At 68.5% G+C, this 17,665-nt stretch carries 15 protein-coding genes and 1 pseudogene; 14 read left to right on the top strand and 2 right to left on the bottom strand.

What is annotated here, in order from left to right:
- The first annotated feature begins 82 nt into the window (after positions 1-82).
- Together ACX1D1_RS03095 and ACX1D1_RS03090 are read left to right on the top strand one after the other, a co-directional pair.
- Entirely contained in the window at positions 83-937 is an 855-nt protein-coding gene (locus tag ACX1D1_RS03095; RefSeq protein ID WP_459055869.1) for a glycosyltransferase family 2 protein, read from the top strand.
- Between the two features lie 82 nt (positions 938-1,019).
- Positions 1,020-1,784 carry a hypothetical protein gene (locus ACX1D1_RS03090; RefSeq protein WP_459055868.1) on the top strand — a complete coding sequence of 255 codons (765 nt, stop codon included), beginning with the start codon at positions 1,020-1,022 and terminating at the stop codon, positions 1,782-1,784.
- A 460-nt stretch (positions 1,785-2,244) separates the two neighbouring features.
- Here ACX1D1_RS03090 and ACX1D1_RS03085 read toward each other — a convergent pair.
- Positions 2,245-3,422, bottom strand: a protein-coding gene (locus tag ACX1D1_RS03085) for an IS3 family transposase (RefSeq protein ID WP_459055867.1) whose coding sequence is annotated in 2 segments (ribosomal slippage) — positions 2,245-3,161 and positions 3,161-3,422 — 1,179 coding nt in all. Because the reading frame shifts where the segments join, the coding sequence is not laid out codon by codon here.
- Positions 3,423-3,556: 134 nt separating this feature from the next.
- Between ACX1D1_RS03085 and ACX1D1_RS03080 the strand changes: the two are divergent.
- From ACX1D1_RS03080 to ACX1D1_RS03025, 12 genes and pseudogenes are all read left to right on the top strand, one after another.
- Positions 3,557-3,634, top strand: a pseudogene (locus tag ACX1D1_RS03080) (hypothetical protein); the annotation flags it as partial.
- A gap of 247 nt (positions 3,635-3,881) precedes the next feature.
- Positions 3,882-4,394 carry a glycosyltransferase family 2 protein gene (locus ACX1D1_RS03075; RefSeq protein WP_459055866.1) on the top strand — a complete coding sequence of 171 codons (513 nt, stop codon included), beginning with the start codon at positions 3,882-3,884 and terminating at the stop codon, positions 4,392-4,394.
- A gap of 135 nt (positions 4,395-4,529) precedes the next feature.
- Positions 4,530-5,423 (top strand): glycosyltransferase family 2 protein, encoded by an 894-nt coding sequence (locus ACX1D1_RS03070; RefSeq protein ID WP_459055865.1) that lies wholly within the window; start codon positions 4,530-4,532, stop codon positions 5,421-5,423.
- Positions 5,420-6,427 carry a CgeB family protein gene (locus ACX1D1_RS03065; RefSeq protein WP_459055864.1) on the top strand — a complete coding sequence of 336 codons (1,008 nt, stop codon included), beginning with the start codon at positions 5,420-5,422 and terminating at the stop codon, positions 6,425-6,427. The genes ACX1D1_RS03070 and ACX1D1_RS03065 overlap by 4 nt, the downstream gene beginning before the upstream one ends.
- Entirely contained in the window at positions 6,418-7,440 is a 1,023-nt protein-coding gene (locus ACX1D1_RS03060) for a prephenate dehydrogenase (protein ID WP_459055863.1), read from the top strand. The genes ACX1D1_RS03065 and ACX1D1_RS03060 overlap by 10 nt, the downstream gene beginning before the upstream one ends.
- On the top strand, positions 7,437-8,342 hold the full coding sequence (locus ACX1D1_RS03055) for a glycosyltransferase family 2 protein (RefSeq protein WP_459055862.1): 906 nt from the start codon (positions 7,437-7,439) through the stop codon (positions 8,340-8,342). Before ACX1D1_RS03060 ends, ACX1D1_RS03055 begins: the two co-directional genes overlap by 4 nt.
- Positions 8,343-8,472: 130 nt before the next feature.
- Complete coding sequence (locus ACX1D1_RS03050; protein WP_459055861.1) at positions 8,473-10,716, top strand: N-acetylneuraminate synthase family protein; 2,244 nt, start codon at positions 8,473-8,475, stop codon at positions 10,714-10,716.
- Position 10,717: 1 nt separating this feature from the next.
- Complete coding sequence (locus tag ACX1D1_RS03045; protein WP_459055860.1) at positions 10,718-11,761, top strand: glycosyltransferase family 4 protein; 1,044 nt, start codon at positions 10,718-10,720, stop codon at positions 11,759-11,761.
- Positions 11,758-12,789 carry a glycosyltransferase family 4 protein gene (locus ACX1D1_RS03040; RefSeq protein ID WP_459055859.1) on the top strand — a complete coding sequence of 344 codons (1,032 nt, stop codon included), beginning with the start codon at positions 11,758-11,760 and terminating at the stop codon, positions 12,787-12,789. The genes ACX1D1_RS03045 and ACX1D1_RS03040 overlap by 4 nt, the downstream gene beginning before the upstream one ends.
- Positions 12,786-13,721 carry a glycosyltransferase family 2 protein gene (locus ACX1D1_RS03035; RefSeq protein ID WP_459055858.1) on the top strand — a complete coding sequence of 312 codons (936 nt, stop codon included), beginning with the start codon at positions 12,786-12,788 and terminating at the stop codon, positions 13,719-13,721. Before ACX1D1_RS03040 ends, ACX1D1_RS03035 begins: the two co-directional genes overlap by 4 nt.
- Positions 13,718-14,857 (top strand): glycosyltransferase, encoded by a 1,140-nt coding sequence (locus ACX1D1_RS03030; RefSeq protein ID WP_459055857.1) that lies wholly within the window; start codon positions 13,718-13,720, stop codon positions 14,855-14,857. Before ACX1D1_RS03035 ends, ACX1D1_RS03030 begins: the two co-directional genes overlap by 4 nt.
- Positions 14,854-16,032, top strand: coding sequence for an O-antigen ligase family protein (locus ACX1D1_RS03025; RefSeq protein WP_459055856.1), 1,179 nt, complete (start codon positions 14,854-14,856; stop codon positions 16,030-16,032). The genes ACX1D1_RS03030 and ACX1D1_RS03025 overlap by 4 nt, the downstream gene beginning before the upstream one ends.
- Here the strand turns inward: ACX1D1_RS03025 and ACX1D1_RS03020 are convergent.
- Positions 16,026-17,561: a tyrosine-protein kinase domain-containing protein gene (locus tag ACX1D1_RS03020; protein ID WP_459055855.1), complete on the bottom strand. Its 1,536-nt coding sequence runs from the start codon at positions 17,559-17,561 to the stop codon at positions 16,026-16,028. The genes ACX1D1_RS03025 and ACX1D1_RS03020 overlap by 7 nt on opposite strands.
- Positions 17,562-17,665 lie beyond the last annotated feature (104 nt).

The raw sequence follows: 17,665 nt of genomic DNA, 5'->3' as shown, positions 1-17,665 counted from the left end.
AACCCACGAGGCCCTGAAGGCACCCGCGTGCCCTATCGTAGGGCCCGTCTAGGGTGGGAGGGGTGAAGACGCGGTGGCTGCTGTGTCAACGGTCGTGGTGATACCGGTTCTTGATGCTGCTTCAACGATCCGAAGACAATTCGACGCTCTCGACCGCCAGACAGTCCTGGATTTTCGCGTTGTGGTGAGCGACAACGGCTCGACCGACGAAACCGTCACTCTGTGCCATAGCTGGCAATCGAAGTTCGCGGGACTTGACGTGGTAGATGCTTCAGCCCGGCGAGGCGTGGCGCACGCGCGCAACGTCGGCATCTCATCTTCGTCGGAGCCGCTCATCCTCATCTGCGACGCGGACGACCGGGTCCATCGTGCGTGGGTCGAATCGATGCGTGAGGGATTGACTCAGGCCGACGGCGTCACCGGCCCGCTCCACCTCGTGTCCGAAGACATGAGGGGAGGTCAGGTGGTCAACCCTGATGCGGTCCCGGTGTCGATGAACTACCTGCCGTACCTCCCCGGCGGGAACCTCGGCATCCACAGGGCCGTGTTCACGGCTGTCGGCCATTTCGACGAGGACATGGCCCTGGGCCAAGAGGACGTCGACTTCGGCTGGCGCATGGCGAGGGCAGGGTTCAGACTGGGGCACCACACAGGCGCGTCGCTCGACTACTTCCAGCGAGCGGGTCTGCGGCCCCTGATGCGCCAACAGTTCCGCTATGGCAGAGCGCATGTGGCCCTGTTCTCAAAACACCGCAGGATGCCCGACGCGCCCGCAGTCGCTAGCCTCCCCCACTCACTCCGGTGGTTTCTCATCTGGGCCAGGCAGCTCCCCGGCCGGGTTCGCGACAAGTCAGTCACCGCTGCCCTCGGTCACCTGGCCTTCCAGCTCGGCCGTCTGTGGGAGTGCGCGGCGCGTCGAACCCTGAGCCCTCTGTGAGCGGTAGCGCCTGCCGAGAATGATCGCATCCGCGCACGAGCATGACCCCGGTCGGCGCAGCCCCACACGGGTACCATGCAGCATGAGTGGCGGACGGGTGGCGACGGGCAGCGCGGCCTCCCGTGTCGAGTGGGGCGGCGTCGTCGTCCTCTCGCTCGTCAGAGTTGCCTGGGTGCTCATGGACGCGCCCATCCCCTCCGTCGACACGCTTCGCTACCGCAACCCACAGGACCCGCTGGGCACGCTGAGGTTCGATCTCGGGCAGGGCCCGGGTCAGCTGCTCCAGGTTCTCTACCTGCTGCCGACAGAGCTCGCAGTCGTCGTCCAGGGGCTATTCACCGGTCTGCTCTGGGGCTGGGCGTCCGTCGTGGCGTGCCGCGGACTCCCGCGCCCCATGTTCTGGCTCGCCTTGGCCTTCTCCATGGCGCCGTGGTGGCTCGTGTGGGACGGGCGCCTCCTCACTGAGTCGATGACGCTCGCCGCCTGCGCCCTGTTCGCTGCCGGTGTCGTCCGTTGGACCATGGGACACCCTTTATCGCCCATGGTCACCGGAGCGGTCGTCGCGCTCCTCGTCCGGCCATTGGTAGCTCCGCTGGTGGTCGCGATCCTCCTGCTCGCCGTCACATCACGACGCGAGATTCCGAGGCCGCGGTGGGCTGGCGCGGGGCTTGCCGTTCTTGTGGTGTTCGGACTGGTCCAGTCGGCGGTCTTCAATGCGGCCCCGGTGGCGTACCCGTACCTGCCCAAGCCGACGACCATGGAGACCGTTCGGGCGGCGGACCGCTATGTCGGGCGATTCCATGTCGACGGGTACCTGGGCCTGGCACGTCAGCACGGCATGCCCTAGTGTCCAGCAGCCCAGGAGATTCCCGCACGCATGGAGGGCCTGACCCCGCTCTGGAGCGAGACCTGCCCCGCCATGGTCGAGTGGCTTGAAGGGGGAGGCGTCCCCTGGCACGCCGAGATCATGGACAACACCTCCGCGACACTGCGCGAGATGGTCGTCGGAGAGTGGCACGCCGAAACGTGGGGTTTCGTGGCCCAGAGCGACCCTCGCTGGGTCAAGGTCATCCACAGGCTCCTCGGCTGGTGGTGGCCCTTCGTGCGCGCCGTCGACCTCGTGATGTGGGGGGGCACTCTGCGTCGCCATGGCCTGGCTGGTGCGGCCGGGGAGCGGATGGCTCTTCCGCGCGGGGTTCGCCGTGTGCACGATCGGTTTCGCGGCCGTGCTATGGCTCGTCGACGGCATCGAGGTTTGGCGCCACATCCTGGGCTGTGTCAAGTTTCGTGGACAGGTGTTTTGTTGGTCAGGCCGCGGCTGCGGTCTGAGGGTGGTGGGCGGCGTGGACCGCGGCTGGGGTTTGGTAGTCGAGGGTGGAGTGGCGGCGGCGTCGGTTGTAGAACACCTCGATGTATTGCATGACGTGGAGCCTGGCTTGGGCTCGGGTCGCGAACCTGTGCCGGTAGTACATCTCGTTCTTCAGCATCGAGAACCACGATTCGGCCACCGCGTTGTCGTGGCACGATCCGGTCCGCCCCACCGACAACCGCACCCCGAGTTGGGCGGCGAGGGCGGCGTAGTCGGCTGAGGTGTACTGAGATCCGCGGTCCGAGTGGAAGATCGCTCCAGGGGCGAGGTGTCCGTGGGTGTGGGCCATCCGCAGAGCGGCGCTGATCAGTTCGGTGCGCATGTGCTCGGCCATTGCCCAGCCGACCACCATCCGGGAGTGGAGATCGATCACGGTGGCCAGGAACAGCCACCCCTCGCCAGTGCGCAGGTAGGTGATGTCACCGACCAGCTTGGTCCCTGGCGTGTCGGAGGTGAAGTCGCGTTTGACCAGGTCAGGGCGCTGTTCGGCGTCGTCGGCGGGGATCGTGGTGCGTTTCTTCGTCCGCGGCTGGATGCCGGCGATCCCGGCCTGGCGCATGATCGAGCGCACCATCCCCTCCGAGGCGGGCACGCCGTCGGCGGTCAGGTCAGCGCGTACCCGGCGGTGCCCGTTGATGCCGTTGGAGGCTGTGTGGCTGTCGATCACCGCAGCGGTTACCTCCGCCCGTCGGGTCGCCGCCGGGCCCGGGGTATCGCCTCGCTTCACCCACGAGTAGTAACCGGCCCGCGACACGTGCAACAGGCGGGTCATCAACCCGACCGAGTGGGTGGCCTTCTCCGCGTGGATCAGCGTGAACTTGTCGGTCACGGTTGCGTCCTGGCGAAGAAGGCCGCCGCTTTTTTCAGGAACGCGTTCTCCTCCGACAGCCGGCGCACCTCGGCCTCCAACGCGGCCAGGCGGGCCGCCTCCACCGGGGGCGGGGCCTTCACCGGGTCAGGGTGCTGTTCCCGGTAGATCTTGACCCAGTAGCCCAGCGAACTCTCATTGATCTCCAACTCCCGCGCGACCTGCGCGATCGGCCGCTGAGCGACCACCACGAGCTGGACCGCGTCAGCCTTGAACTCCGGGGTGTACTTCCTGCGATTCGATGACATCTCGTCTCGTCGTTCCTTCCTGGTAACGACTGTCCACGAGAAGTGTCACACCCCATCCTCCCTGCGACAGCCGTGGTGATTCCCGCTGCCCTGGCGTCGACTCGAGGGGGGCCGTGACCAGACCGTGAATCACTGTGGTGATCATCTTCAGGGATGGGGCACGGACGATTCTGCGCCAGCTGGATGCCCTCCACGCACAGGTCGGCGCTCCCAATTTCGAGGTGATAGTCGTCGACAACGGCTCGCGCGACCAGACCCTCCAGACGGTCAGAGGTGGATCGCGGACGCGAGCGTGCCGGGACGCCTGGTCGACGGCTCATCCACGGGCATCCCGCTCGCGCGGAACCTGGGAGCCCGGAGGCGCGCGGCCGGATTGTCGCCTACTGCGACGCCGATGTCATCGTCGATCCCGACTGGGTGGGTGCAAGAGCCCGCGCTCTCGAGGACCACGCCGGAGCCGTGGCTGGTTTCAAGCGTTTCGTCTCGCCGGAGGGCGAGCCTATGCCAGGCGCCGCTGCGGAAGGGCTCCAGAACGCAGACCCGTTCCCGCTCGCGCCGGCGTGCAATCTGGCAATCACTCGCCACCTGCTCCTCGATATAGGCGGATTCGACGAGTCGCTGCCTCGCTACGGCTTCGAGGACACGGACCTGTACTGGCGGCTGCAGGACGAGGGCTACCCGCTCGCATACGCTCCTGATGCGAGAATTGCGTACTACATCTCAAATCTCCCGACAGCGGCCAGCAAGGTGTTTCAGTTGGCACGCGGGAGAATGCTCATGGCCAAGAGGCATCCTGCTTTTGACCCGTCCGGTCACAGCCTTCTCTCGTGCATCCGTGACATTGTGCGCAGACTCCTAAACCTGCCGATGCAGCTCCTGTTTCCGGGCGCCGTCCCGTCCCCCGGAAGCGGTACGTGCGCGAAGCTGTGGAGAGCGCTGGCCGCCTCAGCGGATACTGGTGCTACTGGCTGATGCGACGTGAGGCCGGGCCCAAGCTCCTCAGAGACCTGAGTGGCCGTCGCCTCGCACCGTGAAGGCCACTTGAGCGTGGGAGCCATCTGACCGCCGGAAATGTAGGCTTAGCACAGCGGCAGGAGGGGGCCCAGCGTGTCGAGACCAGCAACGGTGAGCGTGGTGATCCCTCACTACGGCCATCCCGCGCACACCACGGCGCTGGTTCGGCACCTCATCCCTCAACACCCCCACCAGATCATTGTCAGCGACGATGCCGCTCCCCTACCGTTCCCACCCTCCGACGGTGTGTTGGTCGTGCGCCGCCCCACCAACGGCGGGTTCGGCGCCGCAGTAAACTCCGGCGCCGCTGCCGCTAAAGGCGACCTTCTTCTTGTACTCAACAGCGATCTGGAAGTGCCGGATGACTTCGTCGCCAGGCTGGTGTCCAGCGCCGTCCCCCTGCAGCCCGCGGTGGTGGCTCCCCGCGTCCTCGACCACGCCGGGCAGGTGACGTTCAGCGCCCGCCGCTGGCCGACGACGGTCAACCAGTGCGTCGAGTGGCTGACGCCGCTGGCCCGCTGGCGTGACCGCCCCTGGGTCAGGCGGCTGCTCGGACACGACCTCCGCGTCATCACCGCCACCACGCCGGTGCAGGTCGAGTGGCTGGTGGGCGCCGCCTTCATGGTGCCTCTGGCCGACTTTCAGGCAGTCGGCGGGTTCGACGAACGCTTCTTCATGAACTCCGAGGAGATCGACCTGCAGCGTCGCCTCGCTGCCCACGGATTGCCGCGAATCTACCTCCCTGCGGTCAGCGTCACCCACGAGGGTGGGGGATCCTCAGATCCCGCAAGGCGCCGAGGCTGGCTCGTGACGGCCCAGGTCCGCTACGCGGAGAAGTGGGGCGGGGCCTGTCGCCTCCGTGCCGCTCTCACCACAGCCACGGCCGTCAACCTGATCTGGAACTGCGTACGCGCCCTCCGCGGGGTCGACGTGGCACCGCTGAGCACCGCACGTGAGGAACTCGCGCTGATCTGGGGCGCATCATGACGCGCAAGCCGAGGCTCCTGCTGCTCAGCCCCGTCTTCCACGGCTACTCGACGAGCATCGCCGCCGGGTTCCGGCAGCTCGGCTTCGAGATTGCCACCCTTTCCTACGACGCGAAGCAGACGTTCGGGCAGAAGCTCTCCCACAAGCTGCTCTACGAGCTCCCCACCCGGGTGGGGCTCGGGGACGAGCGTCCGCACCTGCGGCACAGCACCGAGGCCGCAGACGCCATCCGCGGCCTACGCCCAGATGTCACCCTGGTCATCCGGGGGGACCAGTTCGGCGAGTCGGTCTTCGACGCCCTCGACGACGTGGGATCGCGCCGGTTCCTCTGGCTGTGGGACGAGGTCCGCCGGACGGCGCACGACGCGGCATCTCTGGCCCGCTACGACCACCTCATCTCCTACTCGCCGCTCGACACCCAAGCCTTCAACGACGCCGGCCGGTCGTGCCTGCACCTGCCGAACGCGTTCGATCCCGCCATGACCTCCACCCCGCACCACTCGCCCGAGGTGATCTTCATCGGGGCGCGCTACCCCCGTCGCGACGAACTCCTCACGGCCGTCGCCGACGCAGGCGTGCCGCTGCGCTGCTACGGGAGGGAATGGTCGCGCCACCCCTTCGACCGTGCCCGCACCTGGCAGCTCACCCGCCCCGACGTTCCGGCGGCACGCGACATCGACCGCGCCGACGGCTACGCCCTCACCGCGGGAGCACCCGCCGCCATCAACATCCACGGGGACCAGGACGGCTTCACGATGAAGACCTTCGAGGTCCCAGGGGTGGGGGGAGTGCAACTCATCGACCGTGATGACGTCTCCGAATACTACGAACCGGGCACTGAGGTGGCTGTGTTCCACGACCAGGATGAACTCGTGGAGTTGTGCCGCCGGGCGATCAGCGACGACCGGTGGGGCGATGCTCTGCGCGAGGCCGGCCGCAAGCGCACCCTCGCGGAGCACACGTGGGCTCACCGGGCCGCAGAGGTGGCGCAGCTGTGGGCCTGAGGTACCTGGACCGAGAGTCGTGGCGCCGCTGGCAGGAATCACGCCGCCGCCTCCAGATCCTCAAGGCACGGTTGACGCGCCGCCCGTCGCACGTGGATGCGCCCGAGCCGGCTCACCGGGTCTGGGTTCGCGGAAGCGAACCCGCGCTCCTCGTCGCATGCGACTCCGACTCCCCCACCAACCGCCACGCACTGCTGGCACCCCTGAAATCCGCCGCAGAACTCCCAGCCATCGTGGTCCATCCCGCGACGACAGATCTCCGCCTCCCCGGCGAGGGATGGCGCGAGATGAGCGATCCAGATCAGATGCTCGACGGAGTCCGTGCCGTCGTGTCGATCGGCGACCACCTTGGGGTGGGCGCCTGGGCTCACGAGCAGGCTGCCCGCCGCGGGTGGCGCCAACTGGTGGTCCAGCACGGACTGCTGACGCCCCTTTCACCCCCGCCTCCGCCGGGGGTCGAGGTGCTGGCATGGTCGGAGGCCGACGCCGCCTTCATCGCCGAGGGCCGACCGGACCTGACCACCAAGGTGGTGGGGTCTCAGCTGCTCGCGGCGGCCGCGAGGAGCCCGGCAATCCACGTGAGCCGATTCGCTACACCTGCCTTTCTCGGACAGCTCCACGGGGCGGAGCTCTCGCGCTGGTCCATGACCCGCTCCGTCACCGAGTTCTGGCGGCTGACGGGCGCCATCTATCGGCCGCATCCGCGCGAGGAGGACAAGCTCTCACGGGCGCAGCATGCGATCTGGAGCCGGCTGGGCATGGAGATCGACTCGTCCACCCCGCTTGCCCAGTTGGACCGGCCCGTCGTCAGCGCCTTCTCGACTGGCGTCCTCGAGGCCGCCGCGCGCGGAATCCCGGCCTGGGTCTTCCACGTGTCGCCGCCCCCCTGGCTGGAGGAGTTCTGGGTTCGATACGGCATGAGCCGGTGGGGCCAGCCGCCGACGCCAGCCCCCGTTGTAGAGTCTGACCCCGCGAGTCGGATCGCACATCAACTAGCGGAGGCCCAGGCGTGAACCACATCGACGTGTCGGTGATCATCTGTGTGCGCAACGGCGCGAAGACGCTGCGACGTCAACTCGATGCGCTGGCCGCTCAGGTAGCTGCACCCCACTTTGAGGTGATCGTCTCCGACAACGGCTCCACAGACGACACAGTGGCCGTGGCAGAGCAGTGGGCAGACGAGAATCTGGGGGCAGTTGCGGAACTCAGAATCATCGATTCTTCAGCCAAGCGCGGAATCCCGCATGCTCGCAACGTCGGGGCCCAGGCTGCACGGGGGCGCATGCTGGCCTTCTGCGACGCGGACGACGCCGTCGATCCCGGGTGGGTTCGCGCCCTGCACGCCTCCGTCGAATCAGGACTGGGTGGTGGTCGCGTCACAGCCATCCGACCCAACGGCTCGATCGACCACGCCGCCTTCGGCGACGCACTCCAACAGACCGATTACCTGCCTCACGTCAGCGGATGCAACTTCGCCATCACACATGAAGCCTTCTTCGATGTGGGCGGTTTCGACGAATCGCTGCCGTCCTACGGGTGTGACGATCTTGAGTTCTCCTGGCGCGTGCAGGAATCGGGCCACCTTCTCGTCTACGTCCCAGACGCCATCGTGAACTTCACGATCACTCCCCCCACGCGAGTCGTGAAGAAGGAGTTCCTCATGGCCAAGGCTCGTATAGCCGTCGCAGCTCGTCACCCCGCCTCGGAGACCCGAGTCCCGTCGCTGCCGCACTTCGTCGGCCACCTCGCGCACAGCGTCGCACTTCTCCCGTGGCGGATGATCCGCCCGGGCGGAACCCGCAGGGTCAGGTGGGTGCGATGGACCGTGGACGCGGCGGGACGGCTGTCTGGCTACTGGACCTACTTTGTCCGAGGCGACAAGCACGGCCCCCAACTCCTTCCCCGGTTGGGCTGAAGCCACCTCCACCGCAACGTGCTGTCGATCGAGGTCGTAGCGCGCTCTGAGGATGCTCCTCGTAGCACTGGTAGATTGCTCGAACCGGGCGCGATGGGGTGCGTGCCCCATGCGGAGGAAGCTCACTGCGATGCACATCGACCGTAACGTCCAAGACCTGACGGTTGACGCGTCCGAGACAACCCTGAGCGCCCTGAAGGTCATCAGTGACAACCGGTCACGGATCGTCTTCGTGGTCGACTCGCATGGGCATCTGGTCGGCTCCCTGTCCGACGGCGATGTTCGCCGCTGGCTCGTGAACTCCGCCGCCCCAGACCTTTCGACGCCGGTCGGTGCGATCGCGAACCGTCGCTGCGTCACAGCACCAGCGGGGGAGAAGGCCTCCACGATCGCCGCCATGCTGACTGGCCCGATCACCCACATTCCATTGATAGATGACCGCGGCCGCCTTGTGAGCATCGCCACCTCGCGGACTCAGGAGCTCCGGGTTGGACGTCACCGTGTCTCCGCCGATGACCCGACACTGGTCATCGCCGAGATCGGGAACAACCACCAGGGAGACGTGGGCTTCGCCAAGCGCCTGGTGGACCTCGCGGTGGACGCCGGCGCGGACGTGGTGAAGTTCCAGCTCCGCGACATGGATGCCCTCTACCGCCAGAGCGGGGCCGCCACCGGCGGGGAGGACCTGGGCGCCCAGTACACCCTCAACCTGTTGGCCAAGTACTCCCTGACGGCCGAGCAGATGATCCAGGTCTTCGACCACTGCCGTGAGAGAGACGTGGACGTGCTCTGCACGCCGTGGGACTCCCCGAGCGTTGCAGTGCTGGCGGACTACGGCGTGCCAGGCCTCAAGGTGGCGTCCGCCGACATGACGAACCACACCCTGCTCGCGGACATGTTCGCCACCGGGCTGCCGCTCATCGTCTCCACCGGGATGAGCACGGAGGCCGAGATCATCGAGGCCGCCGAGCTTCTGCGCGGCTCAGGGTCCCCGTTTGCCATGCTGCACTGCCAGTCCACCTACCCGGCGCCGTTCAAGGACATCAATCTGCGGTACCTCGCACGCCTGGCCGAGATCAGCGGCGGTCCTGTGGGCTACTCCGGTCACGAGCGCGGGTACCACGTGCCGCTGGCCGCTGTCGCGATGGGCGCCCGCATCATCGAGAAGCACTTCACCACCGACCAGACCCTCGAAGGCAGCGACCACAAGGTGTCGCTGCTGCCGGCCGAGTTCCGTCAGATGGTCTCGCGGATCCGCGAGTTGGAGGAATCGCTCGGCACCGGGGACGCGCGCGTGGTCTCCACCGGAGAGTCCATGAACCGGGTCAACCTCGCGAAGTCTCTTGTGGCCACCCGACGCATCGGCGTGGGCGAGCGCATCGGCCGCGACGACGTCACGGTCAAGTCGCCTGGCCGCGGGCTGCAGCCGAACCGCCTTGAGGCATTGGTGGGACGCACTGCGCGCCGGGCGGTGGAGGAGGGGGACTTCTTCTACCCCGGAGACCTCACGGACGCGGTGTCGCAGGGACGGCACTACTCGTTCCGCCGCCCCTGGGGGCTCCCCGTGCGCTACCACGACTATGCGAAGCTGATCGAGGGCACCAACCCCGACTTTCTGGAGTTCCACTTCTCCTACAAGGACGTGGAGCTCGACATCGACGAGATCTTCACGCACCGCCTCCCGATGGCATTCACCTGCCACACGCCGGACCTGTACGCGGGTGACTTCATCATCAACCTCGCCAGCCCTCACGAGGCGGTGTGGGAGCGGTCCATCCGCGAGACGCAGAGGGTGATCGACATCACCCGGGGGCTCACGCGCTACTTCACCTGTGACGAGGCGCCCGTGGTCATCGCCACGATGGGCGGCTTCACCGCCGACGGCTTCGTCGACGCGTCAGAGCGGCCCGCCATGTACGCGCGTATCGCCCAGGCAATCGAGCGGCTCGACACCGCCGACGTGCGCCTGACCGCCCAGACGCTGCCGCCGTTCCCCTGGCTGATGGGCGGCCAGCAGTACCACAACCTGTTCATGGGCCTGGCGGACACCGTCGACTTCTGCGAGCAGTACGGGCAGCGTCTGACGCTGGACATCTCGCACTCGAAGCTGGCCGCCAACTTCCACAGGATGCCCTTCTCCACCTACGTGGAGGCGCTGGCCCCGCTCACCGAACACCTCCACATCGTCGACGCCGAGGGTGTGGACGGGGAGGGCCCGCAGATCGGCGAGGGGGAGGTGGACTGGCCCGTGCTGGCGGAGCAGTTGGACCGGCTGGCGCCGGGTGTCGGCTTCATTCCGGAGATCTGGATGGGCCACACCAACAACGGCGAGGGATTCTGGACGGCCCTCGACCGGTTGGAGCAGTGGTTCTGACGTGAGCGCGGTAGCGGTGTGGGTGGTGCCGGTGAGCAACCTCGCCGGCGTTGCCCGCCACGTCCTCGACGTGGCCCGCGTCGGTCTGCCGGGGTATGAACTACAGGTGGCGGCACCCTCCGGGCCGCTTGTCCAGGAGCTGCGGGGGCTCGGCGTCGTCACGCACGAGCTACCGCTCGACGGGCCGCCCCGTCGAGCAGTTCAAGCCCTTCGGGCCCTCGTGCGGCAGGTCCGGCCACGCGTCGTGCACTCGCATCTGGCCCGGGCCGACTTCCTGGTTGTCGCCGCTGCCGCGGGTCTGCCCGTCCACCTGGTGTCCACCGAGCATGGCATCGCCTCAGACTCACGCCTGTACCACGGCGGCCGAGCCAAGGCTGCCGTCCGACGAGTCCTGCACCGTCTCCGCGTCCTCCGCTTCTCGGCGCTCATCGCGGTGAGCCGCTCGACTCAGCAGGAAATGGTGCGCGCCTGGCGCCCACCGAGGCCCGTTCAGGTGATCCACAACGGCGTCGACCCGTCCGGGCCGCCACCGCGGCTACCGGGGCACCGCTTCCTCACCCTCTGCAGGCTGGCCCCGGAGAAGGGGCTTGCGGCAACGCTGGAGGCCTTCGCCGCCGTCGCCGCCAGGGAGACTGGCGCCACCCTCACCGTCGCCGGGGACGGGCCAGACAGGGATGCGCTGACGGCTCACGCCGCCCGCCTCGGCCTCGACGACAGGGTCTCCTTCCCTGGTCACCTTCACCCCGAGGCCGCACTGGCCTCCCACGACGTCCTGCTGCAACTCTCGGTGTGGGAGAACGCGTCGTACTCGATCCTCGACGCCGTCACCCACGGGTTGGGCGTCGTGGCCACCCCGGTGGGAGGCAACCCGGAGATCCTGCCGGCCCACTGCATGGTGGACTCCGCCGACATCCCCCGCGTGGCCGACGTCATGCAGGAGCAGGCCACCCTCCCCGCGCGGCGGCCGTCTCTGCCGGAGCGATGGCCCACCGTTGCGTCCATGGCCCAACAGATCGCCGACACCTACGATCGGCTCGCTCGATGAGCACCGTGACGTTCGCCGCCAACCAGGGCGGGATGGGCGGCGGCGAGGTGATGCTGCTGGCCATGGCCGAGGCAGCACGCGCATCCGGGCGAGACGTGCGGGTGGTCTGCCCGCCGGGATCCCTGCTCGATGCGGCGGTTGCCAGAGGCCTCGCCACGGAGGAGATCCACGGACGCACCCCAGCCGGATACCTGCGAGGTCTCCGACGCTGGGCCCTGGCCAGCGCACCGGAGCTCCTCTGGTGCAACGGCCTGCGGCCAGCCGTGGCAACCGCTGGGATCCCCCGACGGGTGGTGCATCTCCACTCACTTCCGTCGGCCCGGCTGCGTACTCTCCTGCCCCTGTCGACGAAGGGGGCCGACGATGTGCTGGTCCCTTCCGAGTGGATGCGTCAGCAGCTGGGCGCCGCCACCAGCACGCTGCACAACTGGACCAGGGACTTCGCCTTCGCCCCGCGTCTGCCGCCTCGGGATGGCGCGCCGGTTCGCCTGGGCTTCCTCGGCCGTCTCACCTCCGCCAAGGGCGCCGTCGTGCTGGCGGAGGCTCTCGGGCTCCTGCACGGCCGCTCCCCTGGCCGATTCAACCTTGTGGTGGGCGGCGCGGCCCTGTACGCCGGCACGTCCGATGCGACCCGCGTCGAGGCCGCCCTCGGCGCGCTCTCCCCGGCCCCGGTCCGACTGGGTTGGGTGGACCCGGAGGACTTCTTCCGGCAGGTGGACCTGGCCGTCTTCCCGTCCGTGGCGCCCGAGTCCTTCGGGCTGGTTGCCGTGGAGGCGATGGCGGCCGGCTGCCCGTTCGTCACCACCGACGCTGGCGCGCTCCCCAGGGTGACAGGGCACGATCCCTCCTTCGTGGCCCCGGCCGGTGACCCCCGCGCACTGGCCACGGCCATCGAGGGCGCCGTCGCGGGCTACACCGCAGCACACCTCGAGCAGTCCCGGCGGAGGTGGGAGGAGTTCTACTCTCCAGACGCGGGGATCGCCCGGTTCGCGCACTATCTGACCGCCTGGGAGGAACGATCGGCATGACGCTCGCCTCAGTGATCATCCCCAGCCGTGGCGGCGCGCCGCGCCTTTCCAGCCTGCTGTCGGCCCTTGCCGCGCAGGACGACCCGGCCTGGGAGGCCATCGTCGTCATCGACGGCGACGTCGACGACTCAGCCTCAGTGGTGGCCCGCTACGAGAGCCAACTCCCGGTCCGGCGCATCGTCTTCCCGGAGAACCGCGGCCGGGTGGCCGCCCTCAACGCGGGCTTCGAGGCTGCACGCGGCGACGTGCTGATCCGCTGCGACGACGACATGGAGCCCCGGCCCGACTACGTGGCCCAGCACCGTCGTGCCCATGAAGGGGCGAAGTGTGGAGCCGTGGGTCTGCCGCTCAACGTCTGCCCCCCCACCCCCTACTGGCGGGCCTACGGCGAGCACGTTGACGCAGAGTTCCGGAGGCAGGCCTATGCCACCCCTCCCGAGCGCACCTGGCGCTACTGGGGCGGCAACGTTTCTGTCAGCCGGTCAGTGCACGACGAGGTGGGCCCCTACAGCACCGATTTCCGCGGCTACGGCTACGAGGACGTGGACTACGGCTACCGGCTGCACCGCGCGGGCATCCCCGTCCGACTCGTGCGCCATCTTGAGACCCCGCACCACATGGCGTCTGTGACCACCGAGATCAGGACGATGCGCGGGATCGACTCCGGCGCCGCGCGACGGATCTTCTCGGCGCGCCACGGCATGGAGGTGCTCGGGGACCCGTGGGATCTCGAGCCCACCATGTGGAACCGTGCGGTCACCGCGCTGGCCCGGGGTCTCACCCGGCGACGGGCGACCACGCTGGCCCGAGGCATCGACCAGGCCGCCGCTCTGCTTCCCCGTCCCGTCTCGCGCAAGCTCATCGCCTTGATGGTGGAGTCGGCGGGCCTGGCAGGGTACGGGGCCCCAGACGGCAGCGGGAGCCTCCGATGACGCCCCGGGTCGCCATCGCCCACGACTACCTCACCCAACGCGGCGGCGCGGAGCGGGTGGTCCTCGCCATGCTGCGCGCCTTCCCTGAGGCGGAGATCTACACCACCGTCTACGACCCGGACGGCACCTTCCCCGAGTTCCGTCAGGCCCGCATCCTGACCACCCCGCTCAACAGGCTCGGCGTCCTGCGCAAGGACCACCGGATCGGCCTGCCTCTGTACCAGCCCGCGATCTCACGCGCTCCGGTGATCGACGCGGACGTGCTGCTGGTCTCCACCACCGGCTTCGCCCACGGGTTCCGCACGACCGGCAGGAAGCTGGTCTACTGCCACTCTCCGGCGCGGTTCCTGTACCTCGTGGAGGATTATCTGGGAGCGCCGGCGGGCCGGTCCCCGGTGGGGTGGGCACTCTCCGCACTGCGTCCGGCACTGGTGCGATGGGACCAGCGCGCCGCCAGGTCGGCGGACCGCTACCTGGCCAACTCCACCGTGGTCCGTGGGCGGATCAGGGACGTGTACGGCCTCGACGCCACCGTCGTACCTGCACCCCCGGCCGTCCACGACGCAGTGCCGCCGGAGCCCATCGATGCCCTGGCGGACTGGCACTCGTTCCACCTGGTGGTCTCCCGGCTGCTCCCCTACAAGAACGTGGACACAGTCATCGACGCTTTCCGCGGTCTGCCCGACGAGCGCCTCGTCATCGTCGGCCGCGGTCCCCTCCTCGAGCAGCTCCGCCGCAGCCTGCCCGCCAACGTCCGGATGCTCGAAGGGCTCTCCGACGGCGAGCTGGCGTGGGCATACAGTACGGCAGAGGCGCTGATCGCCCCCAGCTTCGAGGACTACGGGCTCACCCCGCTGGAGGCGGGTATGCTCGGCACCCCCACCCTTGCCCTGCGCGCCGGTGGCTACCTGGACACAGTCCGGGAGGGGGTCAACGGCTCCTTCTTCGACGTTGCCGCCGCTGGCGACATCGCCCGGGCGGTCATCACCAACCGCGGCCGCAGCTGGGACCCCGCCGCGATCCGGGAGCACGTGACGGCATTCGACGAGGCACACTTCGCCGCGGCCCTGAGGCGGCACGTGGCCGAACTTGTGCCACACTCGTCGGACGGCACGGACGACGGGAGGCCACGGTGAGCTCTTCAGACCCCACCGCGACCACCCTCCCCGAGGCGGAGGCACCCCCCGAGAGCCGCTGGCTGCAGGAATGGGGCGACATCGTCATCCCCGTCTTCCTCCTGGGCATGCTCATCCCCGTGCGGGGAGTCGAGTTCCTCATTCCTTCCCTGACCCTGCCGGTCAACACCCTGGCCTGCCTCGGACTGGTGGGCATCGGAGTGTGGGCCGGCGCGCGGTGGAGGGCCGGCAGCCTTCTCGTCTCGCTGGCAGGGACGGCGCTGGTGCTGTGGCTGGTGGGCTGGACGCTCTGGGTGCACGGGCTCGACGAGCTCCGTCGCTCCGTCAACATCCTCACCCTCTTCGCCGTGGTGGCCGTCCTCGGCGCTGGCCGCCTGCACGTCCGCTCAGTCAGCCGTGGGGTGGTGATCGGCATGCTCGTCGCCCTCACCGTGAGCGCCGCCCTCCTCCCCAGCAGTAGCTACGAGGGCAGGCTCACCGGCGTCCTGGGCGACCCGAACGCCGCCGGCTACGTGCTCACCACGCTCGGATTCGCCGCCATCCAGTCCCTCCGAACGCGCCGGGCCCGGCTCGCGTTCTGGGCAGTAGTGGGCGTCGGGGTGCTCCTCACCGTCTCCCGGACCACGCTGTTCGCGTACGCCATTGCGTCGCTCTGGGTGTGGATTGCCCCACGCATGAATCGGCTGTTCAGCCTTGCGGCGCTCGTCGTGACTGCCGCCCTCTACGCCTGGGTGGACTCCTTGGCTGAGGCCCAGGGCTGGTTCTCAGACCGCGCCGGCTCAGACACCCTTCGCGAGGCCCTCGCGCTGGCCGAGCAGCAGATGGTGCTCGATGCGGGATGGCTCGGCCAGGGGCTGGGCACGGCGGAGGTGCAGATCAGGGGCACCACCCTGTTCTTCCATAACAGCTACCGGGCGATGCAGACTGAGGGCGGGCTGATTGCGTCTGCGCTTCTGCTCGCTCTGATCGTCGGCGTCTTCCTGATGTTCCACCAGCTACCGTCGAATGACCGGCCGGTGTGGGCCGAGGCCGCGCTGATCTGCGGCCTGATCGTCTCGTTCAACATCGGATTCTCCCTGACCAGCCCGCCGATCGCAGTCGCCCTGGGGCTGTACCTCGCGTATCACGGAGCTGCCCGCGAGCGGATTGCAGCCGAGGCGGACGCCGTTCAGTGACCGGCGCTGCGCTTCGCCGACCGAGGCACGGCCACCGGGACCTGGGGCGCCGGCTCAACCACCTCCGCGGCGGGGGCGGCTCGTCGAACAGTGATGGGCGCAGCATCCTCCTCCGTGAGATGCGTGTCGCCGGTGCCGTAGTAGGCCTGGTACGCACCGCCATGTCCGGCGCCGTACACAACCTCACCCATGCTCTTGCGGTGCGCCCGGTGGAGCACCGTGCCCAGGACCGAGCCGCCCACCTGCTTGAGCAGCTTCGTGGCCATCCGCAACTGCTCCTTGTGCGTCTTCCCGACGCGGGCCACCAGGACCGCACCGTCGGTGGATGCCGTCAGGAGGCCCGCGTCGGTGACGGCCAGGATTGGTGGCGCATCGGTGATAACGAAGTAGTGCTTGGAGAGGCTGGCCAGGAGCGTCTTCATGCGCCGCGACCCCACCATCTCCGACGGGTTGGCCGGCACCTTCCCGGAGGTGAGGACCATGAGATTGGGCTCGCTGGTGCGCTGCAACGCGTCCTCCACCGACACGTCGCCCACGAGCACCTGCGACAGCCCGATCGCGTTGTCCGCGCCGAAGATCGTGTGCTGCACCGGTTTGCGGAGGTCGGCATCGATGAGCACCACAGGCTGCCCTGACCGCGCGATCAGCACCGCGAGAGTCGACGAGATGGTGGACTTGCCCTCACCCGGGTTGGCCGAGGTAACCACGATCGACCTGGGCGGCGAGTCGATGTTGACGTAGCGCAGGTTGGTGCGGAGCTGGCGCAGCGCCTCTCCGGCCGGACCGAGCTTGGACAGGCTGATCCGAGCCCCGGTGCGCGCCTCGGACAGTTCCTTGGTGTCCGGGATCACACCGAGGACTCCGTGCCCGGTTTCAGCCTCGACGTCCGCCATAGTGCGCACCCTCACGTCCAGCTTCGAGCGGGCGAAGGCAACGGCCAACCCAAGCCCGAGCCCGGCGCCGGTCCCGATGAGGAGGAGTCGAAGCCAGTTCGGCGAGACCGGCTCGGAGGATGCGGAGGCGGGGCTGTATGTCGCGATCCGAACCGCGACATCGTCCGGATTCGCCGGCGTCCCCTCCTCAGTGGGGGTGCGCATCTCCAGGGCGAGCGCCTCGGCGGCGAGCGCCTCGAGTCCGGCGTCGGCCAGCAGCCGCGCCTCCTCACCCGAACCGCCGGTGGCGCTGACTGTGAGCAGCGGCGTGCCCGTCACAGTACTGGCGCTGATCGATCCGTTGGCGGCCGAAGGGTTCTCCTGGATGGAGGGTGCCTCCGCGGCGCGGTCCCGCACGGCCGCCGTCCCGGCCAAGGCCACGTAGACCGCCGCGCGCTGTTGCGCGAGGGCGCTTCCGCTCATGGCGCCGCCGACGCTCGTGTTGTCCCCCGCGACGATGATGCCCGTTGCGCTCGACTGGTACACCACCGGCTGCAGGTAGGCGTAGCCCGCCGCCGCCACGAGGCCCAGGAGGGTCATGATGGCGATCAGGCGCGCGTCGTGGCGCAGAAAGCGGACGAACTCGATGAGCGTCACGTACGGAACCCCCGGACATAATCGCGGGTGCCGCCCCGCGGTCCTCCCGAGTATAGGCACCGCCCGCAGGGCACGCACCGTCGAGGATTCGGCGTCCGCCACAC

The organism is Tessaracoccus luoxuelianae, assembly GCF_054483915.1.
This window is presented reverse-complemented; position numbering and strand designations above follow the sequence as displayed.

What these genes read in the sequence shown, in the direction of transcription:
- ACX1D1_RS03035 (WP_459055858.1), top strand. Translation starts at nt 12,786, where the DNA reads ATGACGCTCGCCTCAGTGATCATCCCCAGCCGTGGCGGCGCGCCGCGC.
- ACX1D1_RS03050 (WP_459055861.1), top strand. Translation starts at nt 8,473, where the DNA reads ATGCACATCGACCGTAACGTCCAAGACCTGACGGTTGACGCGTCCGAG.
- ACX1D1_RS03030 (WP_459055857.1), top strand. Translation starts at nt 13,718, where the DNA reads ATGACGCCCCGGGTCGCCATCGCCCACGACTACCTCACCCAACGCGGC.
- ACX1D1_RS03090 (WP_459055868.1), top strand. Translation starts at nt 1,020, where the DNA reads ATGAGTGGCGGACGGGTGGCGACGGGCAGCGCGGCCTCCCGTGTCGAG.
- ACX1D1_RS03040 (WP_459055859.1), top strand. Translation starts at nt 11,758, where the DNA reads ATGAGCACCGTGACGTTCGCCGCCAACCAGGGCGGGATGGGCGGCGGC.
- ACX1D1_RS03065 (WP_459055864.1), top strand. Translation starts at nt 5,420, where the DNA reads ATGACGCGCAAGCCGAGGCTCCTGCTGCTCAGCCCCGTCTTCCACGGC.